At 72.5% G+C, this 22,322-nt stretch carries 16 protein-coding genes; 10 read left to right on the forward strand and 6 right to left on the reverse strand.

Going from position 1 to position 22,322, the window contains the following annotated elements:
• Window positions 1-114: 114 nt before the first annotated feature.
• The 6 genes from WMF33_RS11225 (at window position 115) to WMF33_RS11250 (ending at window position 8,547) form a co-directional block, all read left to right on the forward strand.
• The gene (locus WMF33_RS11225) at window positions 115-618 is read left to right on the forward strand and encodes a hypothetical protein (protein ID WP_437337122.1); all 504 of its coding nucleotides are present in this window, start codon (window positions 115-117) and stop codon (window positions 616-618) included.
• 783 nt (window positions 619-1,401) lie between these two features.
• On the forward strand, window positions 1,402-2,373 hold the full coding sequence (locus tag WMF33_RS11230) for a hypothetical protein (protein ID WP_437337123.1): 972 nt from the start codon (window positions 1,402-1,404) through the stop codon (window positions 2,371-2,373).
• 102 nt (window positions 2,374-2,475) lie between these two features.
• Window positions 2,476-5,835, forward strand: coding sequence for a hypothetical protein (locus WMF33_RS11235; RefSeq protein WP_437337124.1), 3,360 nt, complete (start codon window positions 2,476-2,478; stop codon window positions 5,833-5,835).
• A 334-nt stretch (window positions 5,836-6,169) separates the two neighbouring features.
• Window positions 6,170-6,649, forward strand: coding sequence for a hypothetical protein (locus WMF33_RS11240; protein WP_437337125.1), 480 nt, complete (start codon window positions 6,170-6,172; stop codon window positions 6,647-6,649).
• A gap of 66 nt (window positions 6,650-6,715) precedes the next feature.
• Entirely contained in the window at window positions 6,716-7,408 is a 693-nt protein-coding gene (locus WMF33_RS11245; RefSeq protein WP_437337126.1) for a hypothetical protein, read from the forward strand.
• Window positions 7,409-7,725: 317 nt separating this feature from the next.
• On the forward strand, window positions 7,726-8,547 hold the full coding sequence (locus WMF33_RS11250) for a hypothetical protein (RefSeq protein WP_437337127.1): 822 nt from the start codon (window positions 7,726-7,728) through the stop codon (window positions 8,545-8,547).
• Window positions 8,548-8,650: 103 nt separating this feature from the next.
• Here WMF33_RS11250 and WMF33_RS11255 read toward each other — a convergent pair whose 3' ends face one another.
• From WMF33_RS11255 to WMF33_RS11280, 6 genes are all read right to left on the reverse strand, one after another.
• On the reverse strand, window positions 8,651-9,790 hold the full coding sequence (locus tag WMF33_RS11255) for a hypothetical protein (RefSeq protein WP_437337128.1): 1,140 nt from the start codon (window positions 9,788-9,790) through the stop codon (window positions 8,651-8,653).
• Window positions 9,787-10,857: a hypothetical protein gene (locus WMF33_RS11260; RefSeq protein WP_437337129.1), complete on the reverse strand. Its 1,071-nt coding sequence runs from the start codon at window positions 10,855-10,857 to the stop codon at window positions 9,787-9,789. The genes WMF33_RS11255 and WMF33_RS11260 overlap by 4 nt, the downstream gene beginning before the upstream one ends.
• Before the next feature lie 74 nt (window positions 10,858-10,931).
• Window positions 10,932-12,518: a serine/threonine-protein kinase gene (locus WMF33_RS11265; protein ID WP_437337130.1), complete on the reverse strand. Its 1,587-nt coding sequence runs from the start codon at window positions 12,516-12,518 to the stop codon at window positions 10,932-10,934.
• A 186-nt stretch (window positions 12,519-12,704) separates the two neighbouring features.
• On the reverse strand, window positions 12,705-13,229 hold the full coding sequence (locus WMF33_RS11270; protein ID WP_437337131.1) for a 2'-5' RNA ligase family protein: 525 nt from the start codon (window positions 13,227-13,229) through the stop codon (window positions 12,705-12,707).
• Between the two features lie 66 nt (window positions 13,230-13,295).
• Window positions 13,296-14,564, reverse strand: coding sequence for a glycosyltransferase (locus tag WMF33_RS11275; RefSeq protein WP_437337132.1), 1,269 nt, complete (start codon window positions 14,562-14,564; stop codon window positions 13,296-13,298).
• A gap of 16 nt (window positions 14,565-14,580) precedes the next feature.
• Entirely contained in the window at window positions 14,581-15,372 is a 792-nt protein-coding gene (locus WMF33_RS11280) for an OmpA family protein (protein ID WP_437337133.1), read from the reverse strand.
• Between the two features lie 234 nt (window positions 15,373-15,606).
• Here WMF33_RS11280 and WMF33_RS11285 point away from each other — a divergent pair, with 234 nt between their 5' ends.
• The 4 genes from WMF33_RS11285 to WMF33_RS11300 all read left to right on the forward strand — a co-directional run bounded on the left by WMF33_RS11285 (window position 15,607) and on the right by WMF33_RS11300 (window position 21,572).
• Window positions 15,607-17,019, forward strand: a complete 1,413-nt coding sequence (locus WMF33_RS11285) for an L-serine ammonia-lyase (RefSeq protein ID WP_437337134.1) — start codon at window positions 15,607-15,609, stop codon at window positions 17,017-17,019.
• 973 nt (window positions 17,020-17,992) lie between these two features.
• Window positions 17,993-19,117, forward strand: coding sequence for a glucuronyl esterase domain-containing protein (locus WMF33_RS11290; protein WP_437337135.1), 1,125 nt, complete (start codon window positions 17,993-17,995; stop codon window positions 19,115-19,117).
• Between the two features lie 22 nt (window positions 19,118-19,139).
• Window positions 19,140-20,213, forward strand: a complete 1,074-nt coding sequence (locus WMF33_RS11295) for a hypothetical protein (protein WP_437337136.1) — start codon at window positions 19,140-19,142, stop codon at window positions 20,211-20,213.
• Between the two features lie 138 nt (window positions 20,214-20,351).
• Window positions 20,352-21,572, forward strand: coding sequence for a cytochrome P450 (locus tag WMF33_RS11300; protein ID WP_437337137.1), 1,221 nt, complete (start codon window positions 20,352-20,354; stop codon window positions 21,570-21,572).
• Window positions 21,573-22,322: the final 750 nt, after the last annotated feature.

Raw genomic sequence — 22,322 nt, forward strand, 5'->3', positions numbered from 1 at the left:
GCGCCGCGGCCTCGCGCGGCGCCCCGGCGAGGTGACGCGGCGAGGTGACGCGGCGTCCCGGCGCGGTAAGGTAGCGGCGCCGCGCCCGCCTCACCCGACGGAAAGCCCTCCTCCATGACCGAAGCGCCCGAGCTCCCCGACCTCTCCCCCGACGACGCTCACCCCCGGGCGGTCGCTGCCCTCGCCGACCCGTTCTTCTGGTCGCTGACCGACGAGACCGCCCCGTTCGGCAACGAGACGGCGCACGAGACGCTCACCGCGTTCCGCGACTTCCGCGACGAGCACCCGAAGGGGAGCCCCATCGAGCTGCTCGACGCGCTCCTCGCCCGCTGGGAGGTGGAGAGCGCCCACTGGAACGCCGTGGACGCGGCCGAGGTCCAGGCGCTCGGCGAGGAGGACGAGTACAGCCTGCTCACGCGCGACGAGGCGATCCTCGCCCTCGCCTTCAGCCAGATCGTGACCGAGGGCAGGCTCGATCCCGAGGTGCGCCGCCGCGCGCTCCTGGCGCTGGCCCGGCAGGCGCTGCCCGCCCTGCTCAGCGCCTTCGAGGGGCGCGCCCTGGAGCGCGCGCTCAGGATCGACCGGATGCGGGCCGTCCTCTCGGAGCGCTGGGCGTAGCGCGGCGTCGCTCGGGTCGCCTCGACGGCCTACCGCCGTTGGAGAATGGCGTATGCCGTCGGGCCAAAAGAAGCGAATCGTCGAATGGGAGCCCGGCTGCCTCCGGATCCTCGTACGCGTCCCACCCGCACGCGGGCGCTTCGATGATTGAACCTCGATAGGCCTGTTCGTCCTGGGAACAGCGTCCCCCCCATCGATCCAACACACTGTAGGGTGGCTCGCAGAGAGCGTCAGTGGATGCGTTTACCGACCAATAGGTCGGGAAGACCCTGAATTTTGCGCCGCTGCGGAACGGCGGAACGGCGGAACGGCGGAACGGCGGAACGCGACGGATGGCCTTCCGGCTCGCCCGGCGGAGCTTCCGGGGGCAATGGCGGTCCCGGTATCGCTCGCAGCGGAAGATCCTGACCGCGAGCCACGCGCAGCTATCGTCCGCCGCCGCGACACCGCAGGACGTGACGCCCTGCGCTTGGCGCTCGGGCGGCTCGAAGACCGACGATCCCTTATGTTACCGGTGTTCTCGAGCGCGCGCCATCGAGGCACGCGGCTGCTGCGCACATGGATCATCGAGCTCATCGGCGCATGGATGATCAGGTCCCCCTCTTCCCCGGCGCAAACCCGGCGCAAACCCGCGGCAGGGACGGCAACGCTCGTCGCCCCCGTCGGCCGATCCGCTGGAGCCGGCGCTACGCGCGTGATACCCTCCACGTTCCGGCGATCGATGTCGCGGGACCGTTGACGATTGGGTAGGGCATAGCGCCCCCGAAGAAGAAGGAGTGCGGGATGGAGCTCAGGACATGGTGCGCGGCGCTCTGCGCAGGGATGATGGGTCTTGTGGCGTGCGGCGGCGACTCGGGCACCAACGAGGACAGCGGTTCGCCGGGCGCGAGCAACGGAGGGAGCCAGGGGCAAGGGGGGGACATCTTCGGGTCGGGGAGTGGCCCCATCGGGCAAGGAGGGGGCTCCTTCGGCAACGGGGTCAGCGGAGCGACCGGCGGGACGGGGGGCAGCGGCGCGAACAGCGCGGGGTGCGAGCACGTCGATGTCGTGTTCGCGCTCGACAACTCCTCGAGCATGAACGAGGAAAAGGAGTCGATGCGCGAGGTCGTGTTCCCGGCCTTCGCGCAGGCGCTGCTCGATATCAGCGGCATCCAAGACTTCCGCGCGGCCGTGATCGACGCCTGCCCGCTCCCTGCAAATTTCCACACGCGCGGCGCCGCGGGCGAATGTTCGTTCCAGAGCGGACAAGCGTGGATGGATAGCTCGAGCAACGACCTGACGGGCGAGTTCCAGTGCGCCGCAGATCTTTATGTGGACGATGTCGAGTGCAGCGGCAACAACGACGACGAACAGCCCGCGTCCGCCGTCGCCGCCGCGCTGGAGCCGCCGTTCTCCCAGGCGGAGAACGCGGGGTTCAGCCGCGACAACGCGCTCCTCGTGGTGGTGGTGATCACCGATGAGGACGAGCAGCCCGTCCCCCGCCAGACGCCGCAAGCGATCCACGATCGGCTCGTCGCCGTGAAGGGCGACGCGAAGAACGTCGTGTTCCTCGGCATCGGCGGGAAGACCGATTGCGAGGGGGCCTATGGGGACGCGGACGAGGCCGACAACCTGCAGCGGATCGTGGACACGTTCGCCACCGACGGCCGCGGCTTCTTCTGGGATCTCTGCCAGGGGCGCCTCGAGGACGGCCTCACGAACGCCCTCACGGCGATCGAAGAGGCGTGCGAGGAGTTCGTGCCCGTCGTGAATTGACGCGAGCCGGGCGCCAGGGGATGCGATGAGCGCACCTGGCCGCGGAGCGGCGGAGCGCCCGGCCCTGTCCTGAGCACGCTTTTCGGCGGTAGGATCGCCGCCATGGACACCGCTTCCTTCCTCGCCGAGGTCGAGCCGCTCGCCCATTACGACCGCGTCCGCCGCGCCGTCGCGCTCGGCCGCGCGGCCGCGGGCGGCGACGCGGGCGCCGCCGCCCTCCTCGGCGCGCTCTCGAGCAGCGCCCAGGCCTACGAGCGCCTCCTCGCGCTCATGGCCGTGTACGGCTCGGGCGACGGCGCGCGCGTCCTCGCGGCCGTGTCGGACCCGTCCCGCCTCGTCCGGCGGCGCGCGGGCCGCATGGTGGCCCGCTTCTGCGACGACGCGCAGGCGCTCGCGGCGCTCGACGCCGTCGTCGAGCGCCGCGCCCTCCGGCGCACGGTCGCCCAGCTCGCGCGGCGGAAGCGCCAGGCGGTCGTGGACGCCTTCCTGGGCGCGCGCCTGCAGCAGCAGGGGCGCGATCCGACGATCGTGGATCTGCTCCCGTTCGGCTCCGAGCCGCTCGTGTCGGCGCACCGGCGCGCCATCGACGAGGCGGGCGGACCGCTCTGCCTCGCGCGGCTGGCCGACCGGCACCCCGTCGGCGTGGCGCGCTGGTTCGGCGAGGCGATCGCGCGCTCCGGGTCGCTCGACGTGCGCCAGCGCTACCGGCTCGCGCCGCTCCTCGTCCGGCTCGCCCGGCGCGCCCCCGACGCGGCGCTCCCGCTGATCCAGGCCCTCTTCGACCGCGGCGAGGAGCCCTCGTTTCTCGCCGGCCCGCTCCGGTTGCTCGCCCGGTCGCGCCCGGCCGCCACGTTCGACCTCCTCAAGGCGCGCCACGAGAGCGGCCGCCCGGCCCGGCCGCCCGGCGCCTTCGAGGTCGTGCGCTTCGACGAGGGCGCGCCCGCCCTTGGCGCCGAGCGCCTCGATTTCCTCATCCGCAACGCCTGGGGCGCGCTGAGCGACGGGAAGCGGGGCGTGCGGTGGTTCCTGCGGCTGCGCACGGACGACCAGAAGGCGGTCCTCCGCGCCTTCCTCCTCGGCGGGCGAGGGGGCTTCGGCGCCTTCCTGTTCCGCTACGTGAAGGCCGAGTCCGCCGAGGAGCAGGCGGTCCGAGAGCGGGCCTTCGAGCGCTGGTCGTGCGCCGCGCAGGCCGCCGACGGCTCGATCGCGCCCGAGGTGCTCGACGCCCTGCCCGGCGATCTGCGCGAGCGCGAGGCGCGGCGGCACCTCTTCGACTGCCCCGCGCTCGTCGCCAAGCCGGACCGGCGGATGAGCTACGCGCGCCTCCTGCCGTTCGCCGAGGCCAAGGCGGTGCTCGCGCCGTTCCTCGGGCACCCCGAGGGCGACGAGCGGGCCAAGGCGCAGGCGCTGCTGATCGCGAGCGTCCTGCACGACCGGGGCGCGCTCGCCGAGGCGCTCGCGAACGTGCGCGCCCGCAAGTTCGAGCAGGACCCGGTGCGGCGCGCGATGATCGGCGCCCTCGCCGCGCTGCCGCTCGCCCGCTTCGGGCCGGAGCACCTCGACGCGGCCTCCGTCGTGGCGCAGGACGCGCTCGACGCCGCGGACCTGTCCCAGGCCACGGCCTCGGCCGTCGAGCGGCTCGTGGTCAAGCTGTTCCGCCTCGACGGCGCGTGGGGCGCCCGCTGGCTCGCGCGGATCCTCGCCGTGCGCGGCTCGGTCTCGACGGCCGGGCTCGGGGAGGGGCTCACGCGGGCGGAGGCCGAGCGGCTCACCCCTGCGCTCGCGCAGCTCGCGGGCGCGTGGAGCACCGCCGAGCGGGCCGGGGCGGTGCTCTCGCTCGCGCACAGCCTCGGCGTCCGCCTCAAGGTGGTTGCGCCGCTGCTCGACGCGCTCGAGCGGCTGTCCCGCGAGCTCCCGTTCGTCGGCGTCGCGGCCGGCGCGCTCGGGCTCCTCCGCATTCACGATCGGCCGCGGTTCGCGCGGCTCGTGCCGGCGCTCCTGCGCGAGGACGCGAGCTTCGCCCTGATCGGCGACGTCGCCCGGTACGTGAGCCGGAGGCGTCAGGATCTGCTGGATCCGCTGCTGGACGGCCGGCCGATGACCGGCAGGTACGCGACGGGGCGGACGCGCTGGGTGATCGACTTCGGCGCAGGCCACGCCCGCTGGACGGCGCGGCAGCAGGCGCGGTACGCGGCCGGCCTGCGCGCGCTGCTCGCGGACGAGACGTGCGACGTCCCCACGCTGCGGTTCGCCGTCTCCACGCTGGCCCGGCTGACGTACGTCGACGCGTCGGCGATCGTCCCGTTCGCCGCGGATCCGCGGCAGCCGCTCCGCGAGATGGCCGTCCGGGCGCTGCCGTGGCTCGACGCCGGCCAGGGCGTGCCGGTCCTGATCGAGTGCCTGGGCGACGACCGCGCGCGCTGGGCGATCTACGCGCTCCGGAAGGCCTTCTCCGAGATGTCCCGCGATCGGGTGCTCGCCGAGCTCAGGGCCGTGCCGACGGCGAAGGTGACGGTGGCCAAGGAGGTCGTGCGCCTGCTCGGCGAGCTGGGCGGCGACGACGCCTACCGAGAGTTGCTCCGGCTGGACGGCCCGAAGACCCACCGCGACGTGCGGATCGCGCTGCTGCGGGCGCTCTGGGATCACCTCGACCGGCCGGAGACGTGGGACGTCTTCGGCCGCGCCGTCCGGGATCCCGACTGGATCGTGGCCTCGAAGCTCGCGGACATCCCGCTCGGCCGGCTCTCGAGCGAGGCCGAGCAGCGCGTCGTGGAGCTGCTCGCCGCGATCCTCGGGCGGGCGGAGCCGGAGGCGCGGCTCGATCTGCTCCGGCGCGCCGCGTCCTTGCCGCTCCGGGACGAGAAGCGCGCGCTCTTTCAGCGGCTGCTCGGGCACCTGGACGCGTCCGCGCCCGAGGAGGCGGCGGTGGCGCTGGCCGCCGTGCTCGCCCGGATGCAGCCGGGGGAGGTCGCGGCCGTGGTGGCGCGGCTGAAGGAGCTCTCGCCGAAGCGCCGGCATCTCGTGGCGTTCCTGCCGGTGCTGTCGGCGCGGCTCGGCGCTTATGCCGCGCGGCACCACGTGGCGGTGGGCGAGGGGCTGCTCGCGGCGCTGAAGGCGGACGACCTGGCCGTGCCGCAGTACCTCGGGCTGGCGGCCCGCCTGCTCGGGTGGAGGGAGCTCGGGCAGGCGCTTGTCGAGCTCGGCCGGCGGGACCTGCTGCACCACGACGCGATGGTCGCGGCGATGGCCGCGGTGCACGGCTGCGTGCACCCGTCGCCCCTCGAGGAGGCGCTGCGGGGGAGCGAGGATCCGCGGCTGCGGCGGCTCGCGCTGGAGGCGCTGGTGCAGGCGGCGTCGCCGAAGAACGGGTGGATGGCGGAGCGGCGGGGGCTGCTGGAGCGGTACCGGAAGGACCGGTCGCCGGCGGTGGCGGGGCCGGCGGCGTTCGTCGCGCCGCCGTGATCGATCTGCGGATCGTCCCCGGGTCGCCGGGCGGCGCCGGACGAGCGTGAGCCCTGCGGCTCGCAGCCCGAAGTCGCAAGGACTCTCGTCTACAAGGAGCGCAATAGCTATTCGGTACCGAGCCGTGTCGCCCGGCCGAGGCCTTGCCGGCGCCCCTCGAGCTCGCGTCGTGACGCATTGGCGGAGTCCGAATCTCTGCTCGCTCTCGGCATGATTCCGACAATGCGGAGCGATGGTCGTGGTGGTATTGTGCCAGGGCACGCAGTCCATGCGTTCGGGCAAGCCGATCGTTGGTCGATTTTTTTTGTTGTTTGGGGAAAGGGAATGTGGATACATGAAGAAGCTCGCGAAATTCGCAGTCCTCCCTGCGCTGGGTCTCCTGTCGAGCCCGGGTGACGTGTCGGCTGGGGCGACCACGAGCGCCGGGGCGTGCTTCGTGTCCTCGGAAACGACCGTGTTTCGAGCGACCAACGGCCTGACAAACCTCTTGAGCGGCGCGCAGGCCGTCACTTGCCCGATCCCGGTAGATCATCAGCTCGGAGGAACGGTGACCTTCCGGATCCGCATGGTTGATCTCAACTCCGACTCCGCGGACGACGCGAACGTGATGTGTATCGGAAGCGTGCTCGATCAGGACGGCAATGGTGTCGGCGATACTCCAATCATAACGTCAGGGACCGGAACCTTCACCGGCTTCGTGACGAAGACCGCCTCGATCACCGTCTCGCCGCAGAGCCCTTCGCACACGTACGTCGTGACTTGCTTGCTTCCAGGGGGTGGATCGTCTGGTATCAGCACGGTGCGCGTCTTCTGAGTTGAGTCGAGCGAGCCGAGTCGAGCCACGTAGGCCATGAGCTCTGGACGTCCACGCGGGGGACCGGTGATCGAACGGCGACCGCACTGGCTGCTCATCCTGCTGGCTGGCATCGCAGCGTCGGCGGGCGCATACGTCTGGGGGCGCGCTTCGGCGCCCCCGGTGAGCGAGCGCGAGGGCGCCTTGCGCGCGGAGGACGGCCAGCGAATCGCGGCCCTGGAACGCGAGGTCCGCAGGCTGCGCGCCGCGACGTTGAAGGCAGCCGTCCCTTCGCAGCAGGGCTCGGCTGGCGAGAATGCGGTCGAGCCCCTCGGCTCCGCCCGGCCTCGCGACCGCGATGAGCAGGACGGCGACAGCTTCGACAGCACGGGCGCGAACGAGCAGCTCGATCCCGAGGAAGAGGAGCGTTCGTTGCGCGAGGCGCGGATCAAATTCTGGGACGGGTTGAGCGATCGCGTCAACACCGAGCCGGCCGACCCAGCATGGCGTCGTGAGACAGCGCCGGTGATCGCACGGTTGATCCCCGAGCAGCTGGGGCCACAGGTCAGCGTCGACGAGGTTGTCTGTTCTTCCAGCATCTGTCGCGCGAAGCTGACCCACCCCGAATGGCCACGCATCCCCGGCGACAAGCTCGTCCAGCTCAGCTTGCGCCGCGGATCGCTAGGGACGATGGAGCTCCAGATGGATACTCGGCAGGAGGGCGCCACCGTTCTGTTCTTCTTGCGTAGAGAACAAGCGCCTGCGGACCCCGAGCTGTGAGGTTCGCTCGGCGCCGCAAAGGGTGAGCGCACCCTGGGCCGGGGGATCGGGCGACGATATCTTGCGTTCCCGGCGCGGCCCGAGCGCGATCCCGATGCTCACCGTGGCACAACCGGGCCCATTCCATGCCGGGGGGCCCGCATGCACCCGAGCGATGACCAGCCGCCCCTGTGCTCGTGGGCCTGGGAACAGGCGCTTGCTGGGGCTTGAAATCGCTGGATTGGCCGGTTGGCGTGACGATCGCGGGACGCCTCCCTCGCGGCTGCGGCGCAACGGTATGCGCCGTGCAAGGCACCCGCGCTGCGAGGAGGCGATCGTTGACGCTCAAGAACATGACCTTCACCGCAATCTGCGGCTTCCTTGCGTTGGCTGGCTGCGACGGCACGCTGGTCGATGCCGGCGGCACCGGCGACACCGGCGGGGCCAGCAGCTCGAGCGGCGCCGGCGGCACCGGCGGGGCCAGCAGCTCGAGCGGCACCGGCGGCACCGGCGGCACCGGCGGGGCCAGCAGCTCGAGCAGCGCCGGCGGGGCCAGCAGCTCAAGCGGCACCGGCGGCACCGGCGGGGCCAGCAGCTCGAGCGGTACCGGTGGGGACACCGCCGGTTGCCCGGAGGACCTGCCTCCAGATCCACTGGGGGCGTGCAGCACGTCAGAGAAATGCGTCTACGATCTGTACAACGGGTGCGCCAACAAGGTGCGCGTCGAGGCGAGCTGCGTCGAAGGTGAATGGCACGTCCTGTGGCCCGTGACGTGCGAGCCCTTGCCTGCAAGCCTGAAGTGCGATCCATTCGGCACGTGGCTGGTGGAGCCGGGCGAGCTCGTCGGCGATGACGTGGAGGCGCTGTCCATGTACGGTAGACCGTTCGAAGTGAGCGTCTCCGTCGGGGAGAATGGGCTCGTCTACCTCCTGAACCACGAAGGGCAGACGCTCTCTGCAGACGGCTGCTTGCTGAACGTCTTCACCTCTTTCCCGGACCAATGCTTCGTGGACGAGGGGGAAGTATTCTGCGACTCGTTCTGGCGGAGTACGACCATCGACTTCTCCAAGATGCCTCCCGAGGCATCGATCCGCGTCACCCTCGAGGGCGAGGCCTCGGGCGAGGCGACCGCCACAGCCACCGTGACGAAGGAAATGTGACAAGCCGCGCCAGCGTGCGCCTCGATTCAGGAGCTCGGCCGCTGCCGAGCCCCTGGAGCACGCAGGCGTCAAGGTCTACAGGGCGGCGAGGCGCCGCCGCCCGTCACTGGCAGGGGGGGTCGCCGAGCGCCGCGGCGCACAGCGTCGGATCCTCGAACGCGCGGCTCACGTAGAGCAGCCGACACGCGACCGTGGCGCCCTCGGCGCTCGCGACGGCGTAGCCGGAGTCGTGGCCCGCCCCCGACACGTCGCCGCAGTCGAGCTCGCACGCGCCCCGCTCCACGAAGATCTCGTCGAACGCCTCCTTGCACGCCGCCTCGAGCAGCGTGCAGTACGACGCGCAGTTGCCCGTGGTCGTGGAGTCGCCGTCGAGCCCGCAATGGCCGTCGCCCCCCGGCCCCGCGTGCGCGCAGTGGGTGTCCGGGGCCAGCAGCGCGCTGTAGGCGTGGTACTGGCGGCAGCCCACCGTGTTCTCGCTCCGGTCCTCCGTCCCGCCCGGCGGGAGCGCCCCGCAGACGGCGAGGCACTGCTCGACGGAGTCGTAGACGGCCAGGTCGTCCTCGCAGGACGTCATGACCACCCGGCAGAAGTCCTCGCAGCTCGGCTCGGTCCCCTCCGGCTCGATGCAGGGCTCCACCGGCATCAGGCTCGCGTGATCGCAGTGCTCGTCGGGGTCCACCGTCGCGGAGCTCACGTGCACGAGCCGGCACTGCAGCGTGTCGCCCTCGTGGTTCTCGATGGCGTCGAACCCCTCGACGTCCCGGAGCCCCGCGCACTTGGCGACGCACGCCTCCTGCGTGGGGAGCTCGGGCGAGCACGCCGCCGCCTGCAGCGCGCAGTAGCTCTCGCAGTTGGTCCCGCAGACCCCGTCGCCGCCCGGGCCCGCCGCCGGACAGTGCACCGCCGGCTCGTCGGTGAGCCCCGCCAGCTCCGCCTGGCGCGCGCGGCAGGCGAGCGTGTTGTCCACCGGCTCCAGCGGATCGCCCGCCGGGAGCGCCGCGCACACGCCGTGGCAGGTGTCCAGCGTGGAGTACACCTGGTTCTCGCCCGTGCAGTTCGCCATCACGTCGGCGCAGTACGACGCGCACGCCTCGCTCACGGGAGAAGGCTCCGGCTCGTCCTCCGGCGGAACGTAGGTGCGGTCCTCGATGCCGGCGATGGCGTGGCAGCCGAGCCAGCCGGAGAGCGCCGGCGGGGCGAGCAGGACGAGCGGCAAGAGCCCGGTCGTGAGGGGGCGCCTCATTGGAACGTCCCTCCGACGCGCAGCCCGACGTTGCGCGCGCCCACGATCGGCCCCACCTCGACCCGCGACGACGCCCGCGGCGCCACGAAGTACAGCACCGCGCCGCCGGCGAGCGCGGCCGCCCCGAGCCCGAACGCGATGTTCGAGCCGGTGGCGGCGCTGCTGGCCTCCTCGGTCAGCGTCACGCCGCGCGGATCCTCGCACGTGCTGCCGCCCTTGCAGTAGCCCTCGGCGTCGCCGTTCTTCGAGATGGCCTTCACGCCGAAGAACGTCCCCACGCCGAGCCCCACGACGCCCGCGCCGCCCACGACCAGGCCGATCAGGCGCATCGTGTCGCCCCCCGACGCCGCCGGCGCCGGAGCGGGCGCCGGAGCAGGCGCCGGCGCCGGCGCGCCGACCGCGGGCGCGGCGACCTCCGCCTCGCTCGGCGCCGGCTTGACCGGGTCGGGCGGCGGCCCCTCGAGCCGCTTGAGCGCCGGCACGTCGACGTTCGCCGACGCCTTGTTGCTCCCGAGCTTCACCGTCGTCCTCCAGGTCTCATGACCCGGCGCGCTCGCCTCGATCGCGATCTCGCCCGGATCCACCGGGATCGCGATGCCGAAGATCGCCGGCTCGACGGGCTTTCCGGCGGAGCGCACCGCGAAGCCCTGGAGGGCGAGGTTCTCCGGGGCGACGCCGATGCTCAGCTTGGACAGGCCCGGCTCCAGCCGGGCGGCCCTCGCCTGCGCCTTGCGAGAGCGCTCGGCCTGGCCCGCCGCCCTCGACTCCGACGCGGCCTGGCGGAACGTGGCCCAGGCGCTCGCCGTGCGGCCGGTGTTCTCGTAGCACTCGGCCAGGTAGAGCAGCGTGCCGATCCCCGGGTCGATGCGGTGGCTCTGCTCCAGCCTCGGGCACGCCTCCTCGCTGCGCCCCTGCTTCATCAGATCGAGCGCCGCGTCGAAGAGCGCCTCCGCCGTCGCCTTCTCGGCGGCGCTCGGCTCCGCCCGCGCGGGGAGCGCCCCGGAGATCAACGCCGCGCACAGACCCAGCGCGACGGGGTGTGCGGTGCTTCGCTGATGCCGTCTCATTCGTCCTGTACTCTCCTCCAAGCTGGCCGCGACGGCGTCCGAGGGCCGTCGCCCGGTTGACGCGGGCGCCGCGCTCAGCGTCGCCCGCCGAAGTCGCTGATCGTGGTGTTCCGGCGCGGCTCCTGCTGCGCGCCCGCGCCGGGCTGCGGGCGCTCGGCGGGGCGGGCCGCCGCGCTCGCCGGCGGCGCGGCCGGCCGGGAGGCGTGAGGCGGGCTGGAGGCCGCCGCCGGCGCGGCGGCGCTGCCGGCGGCCGCGGGCAGCTCGGGCGCGGCGGCGCTGCCGGCGGCTGCGGGCGGCTCCGGCGCGGCGGCGCTGCCGGCGGCCACGGGCGGCTCCGGCGCGGCGGTCGCGCCGGGCGGGGCGGCGCTCGCGGCGCCTGGCGCGGCTCCGGGCGCGGGATCCTGCGCGGCGGCGCCGGGCAGCTGCGTGGCCGCGGGCGCGGGGGGCTGTTCGCCGCCGGCGGTGCTCCCGGGGCGCACGAAGAGGAAGAGCAGGGCGCCGAACGAGAACGCGGCCAGCGCGGCGCCGACCGCGAGGGCGACGCCGACGAGCGCCCCCTTGCGCCCCGCGCGCGGCACCTGGCCCGTGTTGCTCCACGAGCTCACCGCGGGCCCCGTGTCCGCCGACGCCGCGGGCGACGGCGCGCCGTGCGGCACGGACAGGCGCGCTCCGGCGACCTGCCCGCCGGTCGCCGCGCCGGGCGGAGGGAGCGAGATGCCGGGCTGGCTGAACGCTGACGGCCGACCGCCCGGCAGGCCGAGCACGCGGCGCGCCCGCTCGACGTGCACGTGGCTCCCGGCCGGGCCGAACGCGAGGAGCGCCGCCGCCAGATCGCCGACGTTCCTCCACCGCTGCTCGGGGTCCTTGGCGAGGCAGTGCATCACCACCGCGTCGAGCTCGCGCGGCACGTCCGCGCGCAGCTGCGCCATCGTGGGGGGCGTCTCGTGGAGCAGCGACGCGAAGAGCTGCGGCACCGAGTCGCCGTTGTAGGGCGTCCGGCCGATCAGCATCTCGTACACGATGACGCCGAGCGCCCAGATGTCGGTGCGCGCGTCCACGTCCTTGGCGCAGCGCACTTGCTCCGGGGACATGTAGAGCGGCGAGCCGAGGAGCGCCGCCGTCTTGGTCAGCGCCAGCTCGTCGCGCGAGCCGCCGAGCATCGATTTGGAGATCCCGAAATCGAGCACCTTGATGATCCGCCCGCCGTCGGGCCGGCGCGCGAGGAACAGGTTGGCCGGCTTGAGATCGCGGTGGACGATCCCCGCGGCGTGCGCCTCGGCCATCGCCTCGATGGCCTCGAGGACGTACCCGACGGCCTCCACCACGGGGAGCGAACCTCGCGCGCGGATCTCCTCCGCGAGGTTGTTCCCCTCGAGGAACTCCATGACCATGTAGGGCATTCCGCCCTGCATCGAGCCGACATCGAGGACGCGCGCCACGTGCTCGCTCTTGATCCTGGCCAGCGCGCGCGCCTCGCGCCGGAACCGCTCCGCCGGGTCGCCGCCCTCGGTCCCGGGCGAGTGCAGGAACTTCATCGCGACCCGCTGATCGAGCTCCAGGTGCCACGCGGCGACGATCGTGCCCATCGCGCCTGCGCCAACGATCTGCTCCACGCGGTATTTGCCCGCCAGCACATCGCCTATCGCAACGGGAGCCGCCACCATGGCCCGTAGGCTAGCCGAGATCCGAGGGGATCACCTACTCCGGAGCGCCGCGCCCTGCGCGCAGGACACAAAGCTCCGGCGAGCCGCGCCGCCCCGGCGGAACTGTCGGAGCTGTGCGCCGGGACACGCGCGCCCGGGCATGCCGCGGGCGGCTCGACGCTCGGCGCCCGCCCGGCGAGGCGATCACGGGCGCGTCAGCGCGACGCCCTCGACGCAGCGCCAGCGCTCCGTCGGCCCGTCCACGGCCCACAGCTCGAGCCGCTCGGCCCACGCCCGGTCGCCTCCGAGCGAGCGCACCCGCGGATCCGCGGCGAGCGACCGGCGGCGGTCTTCCGGCAGGTCGCCGTAGACGAGGCTCACGTGCGGGCGAAAGGGGCTCTCGCCGGCGCCGAGCGCGGCCTGCGCGGCGCGGCGCAGCGCCGCGAGCGGCTCGGTGAGCGCAACGTCGAGGAACACGCACTGGTGGCGGGAGGCGCCGACGGCGGGGCCGCGCGCCTCGAGCTCCACGGGGTGGAGGGCGCCCTCGAGCTCGCCGAGCCGCGCGGCCAGCGCGGCGCCGTCGCCGCGCAGCCCGGAGACCAGGGTGAGATGCGGCGCGAACGCGGGCCCGCCGGTCTCCCGGGCGAGCGCCGCGATGAGCTCCCGGAGCCGCGCGGCCGGCGCGCCGCCGGGGACGAGCCACAGGGCGAACGCCTTGTCCTCTGCCATCGCCGGCTCCCTCGCGCCGCCGGGCCCCGGAGGCAAGCGGCGGCGCGCTCGGGGCAGGCGCCCGCGTCACGCGCGCGCCGCGAGGCGCCGCTCGATGTGGCCGATCGCCGTCGCCACGCCGTCCTCGCCGCGGATCTTGCGGCCGAGCTCCTCGGCGCGCTGCCGCATGCCGGCGTCGGTCGCGGCGGCGTGGATCGCGGCCGCGAGTGCCTCGGCGGTGAGGCGCGGCCGCGGGATGGCGCGCGGGCCGACGCCGAGCTCCTCGACGCGCCGACCCCAGTAGAGCTGGTCGCCGAGGTGCGGGACGACCACCGCGGGCCGCCCCGCGCGCAGGCACGAGGCCACGGTGCCGGCGCCCCCGTGGATCACGGCCGCGGCGACGCGCGGGTACAGCCAGTCGTGCGGCACGGCGTCGATCCGCAGGATCGAGTCGGGGAGCGCGGCGTCGCCGAGCCCGGCCCAGCCCGAGAGCAGGACCGCGCGCCGGCCGCTCCGCACGACCGCGTCGACGAGGAGCCGGGTGGTCGCGGCGGGATCGTGGGACGTCATGCTGCCGAAGCCGACGGCGACGGGCGGCTCGCCCGCCGCGAGGAACCGCTCGAGGGCCTCGGGCGGCCGGTACGCGCCGCCCTCGTCGAGGAACCAGTAGCCCGTCGTGTGGAAGCCGGGCGGCCAGTCCGGGGCGCGCGGGACCACGTGGGCGCTGTAGCCGTGGACGACCAGCGTGCGGCGCAGCGTGGCCAGGTACGCGCGCCGGCCCTGCGGCGGCAGGCCGAGCCGCTCCCGCACGCGGTTCGTCACTCCGGCGTACCAGCGCCACACCGTCGGCTCGATCAGGAGCTTGCCAACGAGGAGGTTGAGCGCGCTGTCGCCGCGCGGCACCGGGGCGACCGCCGCGGTCGGGCCGTGGCGCGTGGCCAGGATCGAGGGCTGGAGCGGCATGCTGACCTGCACCGCGCCGGAGGCCTCGGCGATCGACGCCGCGTACGTGTCCGAGGTGAAGCTGCTCAGGATGAGCTCGGCGCCCTCGCAGGCGCGCAGCGCGTCCTCGGACATCTCCGCGCCGTAGCGATCGATGATCTGCTGCAGGATCCGCGGCTGGGCCAGGGGATCGGTGCCGCGCGCCACCCACGCCTTGCCGAGGTCGCTCTCCATGATGTCGACGGTGTCGACGCTCGCCGGGATCGCCGTGAGCCCGTGCGCCTCGATCCAGCCCTGGAAGCTCTTGCCGGCGAGGACGCGGACGTCGTGGCCGCGGGCGGCGAGCGCCTTGCCGAGCGCGATCGCGGGCTGGACGTCGCCCCGGGTCCCGACGGCGAGCACGGTGGTCTTCATGCGGGGCCCGCTCGCCTCAGAGCGCCTTCCAGGACGCCTCGCCGGACGGCAGCCGCGGCGGCTCGACCGACAGGATGTAGTCGACGCGGCGGTTGCGCGGCTCGTCCACCTGGTCCGCGGTCTTCACGAGCGGCGCCGACTCGCCGAGCCCCTCGAACGCGACCGGGAGCTTCAGGCCGCGGCCCTTGAACCAGGCGGCGATCGCGCGCGCGCGCCGCCGCGACAGGGCGAGGTTGTGCTCCGCGCTGCCGACGGTGTCGGTGTGGCCGACGATGAACAGGGTGATCTTGCCGAGCTCGCTGGTCTTCGCGACGACCTCCGAGATCTTCTGGAGGCTCGCCTCCAGCTTGGGCACCTCGGGCGCCCGGATGACATCGGAGTTGGTCTCGAACTGCACCTCTTCGTGGGGGATGCTCACGTTCCACGGGAGGATCGCGACCCCCGCCCAGTAGCCCTGGGTGTCGTGGCCGTACACCTCGATGCGCGCGACGGTCTCGTCGCTCGAGGGCGTCCAGGTCACGGTGAGCGGCGTGCCGGCCGCGGCCCCGCCGAACGGCTTCTCCTCCTCGGCGAGGACGGCGCCCGACTGGCCGACGACCTTGATGCGCACCTTGGCGGCGGCGCGCGACAGCTTGACCTCGATCTGGCGGCCCTTGAGGTCCACCTTCGACCGGTCGATCGTCACCTCCAGCGCGGGCGGCCTCGGGGCCTTTTCGCCCTGCGCGGGCGCGGGTGCCGGGACGTCGCCTCGGGCGGCGGCGGGGGCGAGCAGCGAGGCGGCGAGGAGCAGGGCCGGGAGATGGCGCATGGGGACCTCATCTCGGAGGGTGAGGGAAGTGAGGAAGACGGGCCGAGTATACCACCGGGACGCCGGCCCCGCGCCCGCGTGCTTCTCTGCGCCGCGCCCGCGTGCTTCTCTGCGCCGCGGCGGCGCGCTTCTCTGCGCCGCGCCGGCGCGGCGGTGGCGGTCGCCGGCGCGATCCCGTAGTGTCCGCGGGCGTCGAGCGGCGCCCCTGCGTGGCTCTCCGGCGTACCAGCGCACATGGCAGTCACCATTTTCGATCTCTTCAAGATCGGCATCGGGCCGAGCAGCTCGCACACGGTCGGCCCGATGCGCGCCGCGCGGATGTTCGCGGTGGATCTCGACGCGTCGGGCCTGCTCGACCGCACCGCGTCGGTCCGGGTGGAGCTGTTCGGCTCGCTCGGCGCCACCGGCCGCGGCCACGGCAGCGACAAGGCCGTCATCCTCGGGCTCATGGGCGAGACGCCGGACGGCGTGGACGTCGAGCGCGCGGGCGAGGTCGTCGAGGGCGTGCGCCGGAGCGGCCGGCTGTCGCTGCTCGCCCGGCACGAGATCGGCTTCGAGGTGAAGGGGCATCTGGCCTTCTTGCACCGGAGCTTGCCTTTCCATCCGAACGGCATGCGCTTCGCCGCGCTGGACCAGGGCGGCGCCCCGCTGCGCGTGCGCGTGTATTACTCGGTGGGCGGCGGCTTCGTGGTGAACGAGGCCGCGGCGAAGGGGGAGAATCCGATCGAGGAGGACGCGACGCCGCTCCCGTATCCGTTCCACAGCGCCGCGGAGCTGCTCGCGGCGTGCGCGGCCGGGGGCCTGTCGATCAGCCAGGTCATGCTGGAGAACGAGAAGGTCTTCCGTCCGGAGGCGGAGATCCGGGCGGGCCTCCTGCGGATCTGGGAGGTGATGCAGGAGTGCGTGCGGCGCGGCTTCCGGACAGAGGGCGTGTTGCCGGGCGGCCTCAAGGTGGCGCGCCGCGCGCCGGCGCTGTACCGCAAGCTCATCGAGAGCCCCGAGGCGGGCCTCCGAGATCCGCTGACGGCGATGGACTGGGTGAGCCTCTACGCGCTCGCCGTGAGCGAGGAGAACGCCGCCGGGGGCCGCGTCGTGACGGCGCCGACCAACGGCGCGGCGGGGATCATCCCGGCGGTCCTGCACTATTACCGGCGCTTCGTGCCGACGTCGACGGACGAGGGGGTGATCCGGTTCTTGCTGACGGCGGGCGCGATCGGCCTTCTTTACAAGGAGAACGCGTCGATCAGCGGCGCGGAGGTGGGGTGTCAGGGCGAGGTGGGCTCCGCGTGCTCGATGGCCGCGGGCGCGCTGGCCGAGGGGCTGGGCGGCACGCCGGCGCAGGTGGAGAACGCGGCCGAGATCGCGATGGAGCACAACCTCGGGCTGACGTGCGATCCGGTGGGCGGGCTCGTCCAGGTGCCGTGCATCGAGCGCAACGCGATGGCCGCGATCAAGGCGATCAGCGCCGCGCGCATGGCGCTGCACGGCGACGGGGCGCATTTCGTGAGCCTCGACAAGGTGATCAAGACGATGCGCGACACGGGCGCGGACATGGAGTCGAAGTACAAGGAGACGGCGCGCGGCGGCCTCGCGGTGAACGTGGTCGAGGTGCCGCTCGAGGTCGGGGTCCACCTGCCGGAGTGCTAGCCCCGCGCCGCTGGACGCTCCTTCTTTTGAAGGACTCCGAGGTTTCTCTCCCCTCAAAGCCTGTCTCCGCTCCCCGAGACCGGTGACCTGACGGTGTGGGCAGATAGAGACATCGTTCATCGGTGACTCGCCGCACGTCCGCGAGAGCTCGATCGTGCGTCTCGATACGTTCGCATAGAAGGCAAAGGATTCTTTCGTCGCACCGTCGAGGGTCAAGTGGGGAATCGGCTTGGGCCTGCTCCTGGCCCCTGGCGTGGGCGAAGAGGACGATTGCCAGCTGCGGCCGGAGGGATCGAGGCCCTCGAAAAGGACGCAGAGAGCTCGTTCGGCGGCAAGCCGTCGAAGCAGCGCACAGGCCGCACGCCCGGCGCGTTCCGCCAGAGTCAAGATTTTTCAAGGCCCGAAAAAGTCCACCTGAGCGGTGCGCGCACCGCGCGGACGCGACGAAATAAGACAGAATCGACTTGAGACGATCGGCAAAGTGGGGAATAACCACAGTGGCACTCGCGGGTCGGGCCCTCGTCCGCCACCCCGTCGCCCGACCCCGGCGGTGTCCTGCTTCACGGTCCCTTCACGAGGAGCGCTCAACATGCGTCTACGCACCGCACGTCCCACGATCTCTTTGGCCTTGTTCGCAGCGCTGCCTTTGGCGCTCGCCGCCTGCGGCACCGGAGACGGAGGATCGGATCCTGCCGGTTCAGGAGGAAGCTCTTCAGTCGGCACGGGGAGCGTCGGCAGCAGCGGCACCGGAGGGGCGTCGACGGGCACTGGCGGAGCGTCCTCTTCGGGTGGTGCCCCGACCGGGACGGGCGGCGGCGTAACGACGGGCGAGGCCAGCAGCGGTGGTGGGGGCCCGGTCGGAACGGGCGGAGCGCCGGGAACCGGTGGTACCGATGGCAGCGGCGGCGGCGACGCCGTGAGCGCCGAGTGGGGCCAGGTGGAAGACCCTGGAGCCGGGTGCGCCGTCGGACCGATGCCGAGCGTCGGCTCGCTCACGGCGAACGCGAAGCTGCCGGACCCCTTCAAGAAGATGGACGGCACCCGCATCGCCGACAAGAGCGAGTGGGCCTGCCGGCGCGAAGAGATCCTCCAGCAAGCCTACAAGTTCATCTACGGCGACAAGCCCGTCCCGGCAGAGGGAGCCGTGTCCGGTACCGTGAGCGACAGCAGGATCACGGTCCAGGTCAACGATGGCGGCGGCAGCGGCTCGTTCAACCTCACCGTGAACATGAACGGTGCGACGGCGCCCGCCCCGGCCATCATCGGCTATGGCGGCCTGAGCGGCATGCCAGTCCCGAGAGGCGTCGCGACGATCACCTTCACCGCGGTGGAGTCGACCGGCGGCAGCGGCGCGAAGAACGGGCCGTTCTACAGCGTGTACGGCTCGGACCATCCCGCGGGTTACCTCACGGCGCAGGCCTGGCAGATCAGCCGCGTCCTCGACGTCTTGGAGCAGAACCCCGGCGTCATCGATCCGCGCCGGGTGGGTGTGACGGGCTGCTCACGCTGGGGCAAGGGGGCCTTCGTCGCCGGCGCGCTCGACAACCGCATCGCCTTGACCATCCCGGTGGAGTCGGGTCTCGGGGGCACAGTCGGCCTGCGCCTCGTCGAGGTGCTCGACAGCTACAGCGGCTCCGAGTGGCCCTATCATGGCATCAGCTACGTCCGCTGGCTCTCGGAGGTGGCGCTCGGCCAGTTCACCACGGGCAACAACGCCGGGGCCGACAACACGAACAAGCTCCCCGTCGACATGCACGAGATGATGGGCCTCATCGCGCCACGCGGCCTTTACATCGTGGACAACCCGAGCACCATGTACAACGGGCTCGATCGGAACTCGGCGTGGGTCACCGCCAACGTCGGCAAGATGATCTTCGAGGCGCTCGGCGTCGGAGACCACATGGCCTACACGGGCGCGGGTGGGAGCCACTGCAGCTGGCGCTCGCAGTACACTGCGTCCCTGAACGCGATGATCGACAAGTTCCTGCTGGGCAAGGACGCCACGGCGACGGGCGCTTTCGCCACGGACCTGCCCAACAAGCCCAACCACCTGGACCACATCGACTGGACACCGCCGACGCTCACCGGCGATCTTTGATCGAGCGCAGAGGAGGTAGCCCATGAATCATAGCTCGTTCCAAGCTCTCGGGGTCGCCCTGGCCCTGACGCTGGGCGCTTGCGGCCCTGGCGAAGGTGGTGACGCCGCGGGCGGCACCGGAGGTGGTGGAGCCTCGGGCAGCGCGGCGGGCTCGGGCGGCCAGAGCCCCGCGGGAGGCACCGGCGGCGCGCCGCAAGCGACCGGCGGCGCCTCATCGGGCGGCGGCAGCGCGACGTCGACCGGCGGGGCGGGGCCGAGCGGCGGCACCTCCAGCGGCGGTGGATCCGGAGCGGCCACCGGCGGAGCGTCGGGGTCGGGCGGCGCTCCGGGGGGCGAATGCACGCGGGAGCTCCTGGATGGCCTCCTGGACGACTACTTCGCCGCCCTCGCCGCCGGGGATCCTTCCAGCCTACCCCTGGCAGAAGGCGTGAAGTTCACCGAAAACGCCGTGCAGGCCGAGATCGGCACGACGGACTTCTGGAAGAACGCTGGCGAGGTGAAGCATTCGCAGCGCGCCCTGGACACCGAGGCGTGCAGCGTCGGCGCTCAGGCGGTGATCCCGGAAGGCGGGAGGGATCTCCCCGTCGCCCTCCGCATCAAGGTGGAGGGCTCGGAGATGACGGAGATCGAGACGATCGTCGTCCGCCCGGGCGACTACACGGCGTCCTTCGCGGTCGCGTCGGATCCCGCCGCGATCATCGCCATCGCGGACGACATCGGATGGCACGACGAGGTCCCGGAGGCCGAGCGGGCCACGCGGGAAGAGCTGACGAGCTGGATCGACAAGTACTTCCGCGCGTTCCCCGCCGGCGTCTGCGACGTCACGGCAGCCTGCAAGCGCCTGGAGAACGGCGGCGGCAACTTCTCTTGCCGCACGGGAGCGTCCTGCAGCGCCGGCGATCCTGGGTCCGGCGGCACCTTCATCCCGCGCGTCATCCTGGCCGACGAGGTGCGCGGCATCGCCATCGGTCTCACCATGTTCGACTTCATGACGGACGGGCATCTGGACATGCATATGATCAAGATGTCCGGCGGTGAGGTGCACGCCGTGCACGCCATCCTGCGCGACACGAACGGCATGTCCGGCTGGGAGTGATTGGCGGCCTCCCTCGCCGCTCGCGTCGAACCGCCGCCCGGTTGCCTCCGCCGTCCCCCTCGGATAGCCTGGCCGTCAGTCTCCGCCGCCACGGGCGCCACGAGCCGCGCCGCGGGCGCCACAAGGAAGGAAGGACTCATGGCCGTTCCCGCTGGATTCGACCTCACGAGCGAGCGCTTCTTCGCCGATCCCTTCCCAACGCTCGAGCGGCTCCGGACCGAGGCGCCGGTCTACTTCTTCGAGCCGCTCCAGTGCTTCATCATCACCGCTCCTGCCGATATCGAGGGGCTCGTGAGGGACTCGAGCTTCACCGCGCGGCGGGCGACGGCGCTCCTCGGCGGCCTCGGCATGCTCGGCGACGACGAGCTCTCGAGGAGGACGTTCGACTCCCTGTCGCGGCTCGCCTTCTTCCAGGACCCGCCGCGCCACACGCAGCTCCGGCAGCTCATCATGAAAGGGTTCTCGCCCTCGGCGGTCGAGTGGATGCGCCCGCGGGTCGTGGGGCTCGTGCAGCGGGCCATCGAGAGGGCGCGGCGCGACGGCGAGATGGACGTCGTCTCGGCGTTCTCCGAGGCGGTCGCGCTCAACACGCTGGCCGAGATGTTCGTGATCCCCGACTCCGATCGCCCGCAGTTCCTGAGATGGTCGACGGATCTCTTGAAGCTCGCCGGCGGCGGGGTGAGCTCGGAGGAGCAGAAGCGGGCGGTGAAGCAGAGCTGCTGCGACATGCTCGACTACATGATGAGGCTCGTCGAGGAGCGCCGGAAGGCGCCGGGCGAGGACGTCGCGAGCAGGTTCATCGCGGCGGAGGACGGTGACACCGAGCTCGCGGGCGAGGCGGCCATGCAGTGCTTCCAGATGGTCGCCGCCGGCTTCGTCACCTCCGTGAACCAGATCGCGAACACGGTGCTCGCGCTCCTCAACCACCCCGCAGAGCTCGCGAAGCTCCGGGAGGCGCCGGGTCTCGTCCGCGGCGCGGTCGAGGAGAGCCTGCGCTTCGAGCCGTCCGTGCTCTCCCTCAGCCGCATGTGCAAAACGGACACCGAGATCCGGGGCGTCAGGGTGTCCGAGGGGCAGTTCGTCTTCGCGATGATCGCCGCAGCGAACCGCGATCCCGGGCTGTTTTCCGCGCCGGACCGCTTCGATATCACGCGGCAGCAGAGCCGGCACCTGACCTTCGGGAGCGGCGCTCATTACTGCCCGGGGGCCCCGCTCATCCGGATGGAAGTGGAGGAGTCGCTGCGCGCTCTGCTCTCGCTGCCGCGCTGGGAGCTCGCCGAGCAGACGTTGAGCTACGCCGGGTCGAACCTGCAGGACCGCGGGCCGAGCTCGCTGCGCGTTCGCTTCCCCGCGGCCTGAAGCGCGGCCCTGGGTGTCGACACGATGCGAACGCCGATGCATGGACCGAAGCCGCGGGCGCCCCGCGGCGCACGCTCCGCGACAGGTCACCGCCGCGGCCCGCGGTGGCAGGCCGCCTTGCCGTTTCTCCTCGGGGTCGTGGTCGCTGGCTCAGCGTGCGTCGGCTCGAGCCGCGTCGGGGGGGCGGGGACCGGACGCGAGGCGCCGCGCAGCTCACCGCTTGCCTCGAACGCCGGCGGTCCGGCCGAAGACGCCGGCGCTCCGGCACAAGAGCCCCCTCCGCAGCCGCCGAGCACCGAACGTCAGCCCGCGGAGAGCCCAGCCGCGCCGGCCGCCGGCGTCCAGCAGGCGGCCGCGCCGCGCTGTGATGCGCTCGCGCGCTGTGATGAACATGGCATCTGTCCCGCGGGGAGCCAGTGCTTCGCCCTCAAGCGCTGCGGGGGCACGGTGTGCACCACGGTGGAAGCGGCTTGCGCCATCGAATGCGGGCGTCCGGGGTGCATGCTGCTCAAGAGCCTGCCCCCTCAGATAGATTGCTCTCCCTGAGGGACGATCGGCTGGCGGGCGCTTGGCCCGCCGGGCGCTTTGACGGGATCGTCGCGCGCCGTCGTAGTTGCTAGAACACCGATCCGTTTGGTTTCGTGGTAAACCGGGCGCTTCGATGGAAGGCTCGGCGGCCTCGGGGCAGCGCTGCGCGCTCGGGGGGCGCGCCGGCGCAGACCCAGGCACACGGCCTTCTGCAATGCTATA

The organism is Sorangium sp. So ce394 (genome assembly GCF_051474665.1).
GTDB lineage: Bacteria > Myxococcota_A > Polyangia > Polyangiales > Polyangiaceae > Sorangium > Sorangium cellulosum_D.

What these genes read in the sequence shown, in the direction of transcription:
- WMF33_RS11225 (WP_437337122.1), top strand. Translation starts at nt 115, where the DNA reads ATGACCGAAGCGCCCGAGCTCCCCGACCTCTCCCCCGACGACGCTCAC.
- WMF33_RS11230 (WP_437337123.1), top strand. Translation starts at nt 1,402, where the DNA reads ATGGAGCTCAGGACATGGTGCGCGGCGCTCTGCGCAGGGATGATGGGT.
- WMF33_RS11235 (WP_437337124.1), top strand. Translation starts at nt 2,476, where the DNA reads ATGGACACCGCTTCCTTCCTCGCCGAGGTCGAGCCGCTCGCCCATTAC.
- WMF33_RS11240 (WP_437337125.1), top strand. Translation starts at nt 6,170, where the DNA reads ATGAAGAAGCTCGCGAAATTCGCAGTCCTCCCTGCGCTGGGTCTCCTG.
- WMF33_RS11255 (WP_437337128.1), bottom strand. Translation starts at nt 9,790, where the DNA reads ATGAGGCGCCCCCTCACGACCGGGCTCTTGCCGCTCGTCCTGCTCGCC.
- WMF33_RS11260 (WP_437337129.1), bottom strand. Translation starts at nt 10,857, where the DNA reads ATGAGACGGCATCAGCGAAGCACCGCACACCCCGTCGCGCTGGGTCTG.
- WMF33_RS11270 (WP_437337131.1), bottom strand. Translation starts at nt 13,229, where the DNA reads ATGGCAGAGGACAAGGCGTTCGCCCTGTGGCTCGTCCCCGGCGGCGCG.
- WMF33_RS11275 (WP_437337132.1), bottom strand. Translation starts at nt 14,564, where the DNA reads ATGAAGACCACCGTGCTCGCCGTCGGGACCCGGGGCGACGTCCAGCCC.
- WMF33_RS11280 (WP_437337133.1), bottom strand. Translation starts at nt 15,372, where the DNA reads ATGCGCCATCTCCCGGCCCTGCTCCTCGCCGCCTCGCTGCTCGCCCCC.
- WMF33_RS11285 (WP_437337134.1), top strand. Translation starts at nt 15,607, where the DNA reads ATGGCAGTCACCATTTTCGATCTCTTCAAGATCGGCATCGGGCCGAGC.
- WMF33_RS11290 (WP_437337135.1), top strand. Translation starts at nt 17,993, where the DNA reads ATGCCGAGCGTCGGCTCGCTCACGGCGAACGCGAAGCTGCCGGACCCC.
- WMF33_RS11295 (WP_437337136.1), top strand. Translation starts at nt 19,140, where the DNA reads ATGAATCATAGCTCGTTCCAAGCTCTCGGGGTCGCCCTGGCCCTGACG.
- WMF33_RS11300 (WP_437337137.1), top strand. Translation starts at nt 20,352, where the DNA reads ATGGCCGTTCCCGCTGGATTCGACCTCACGAGCGAGCGCTTCTTCGCC.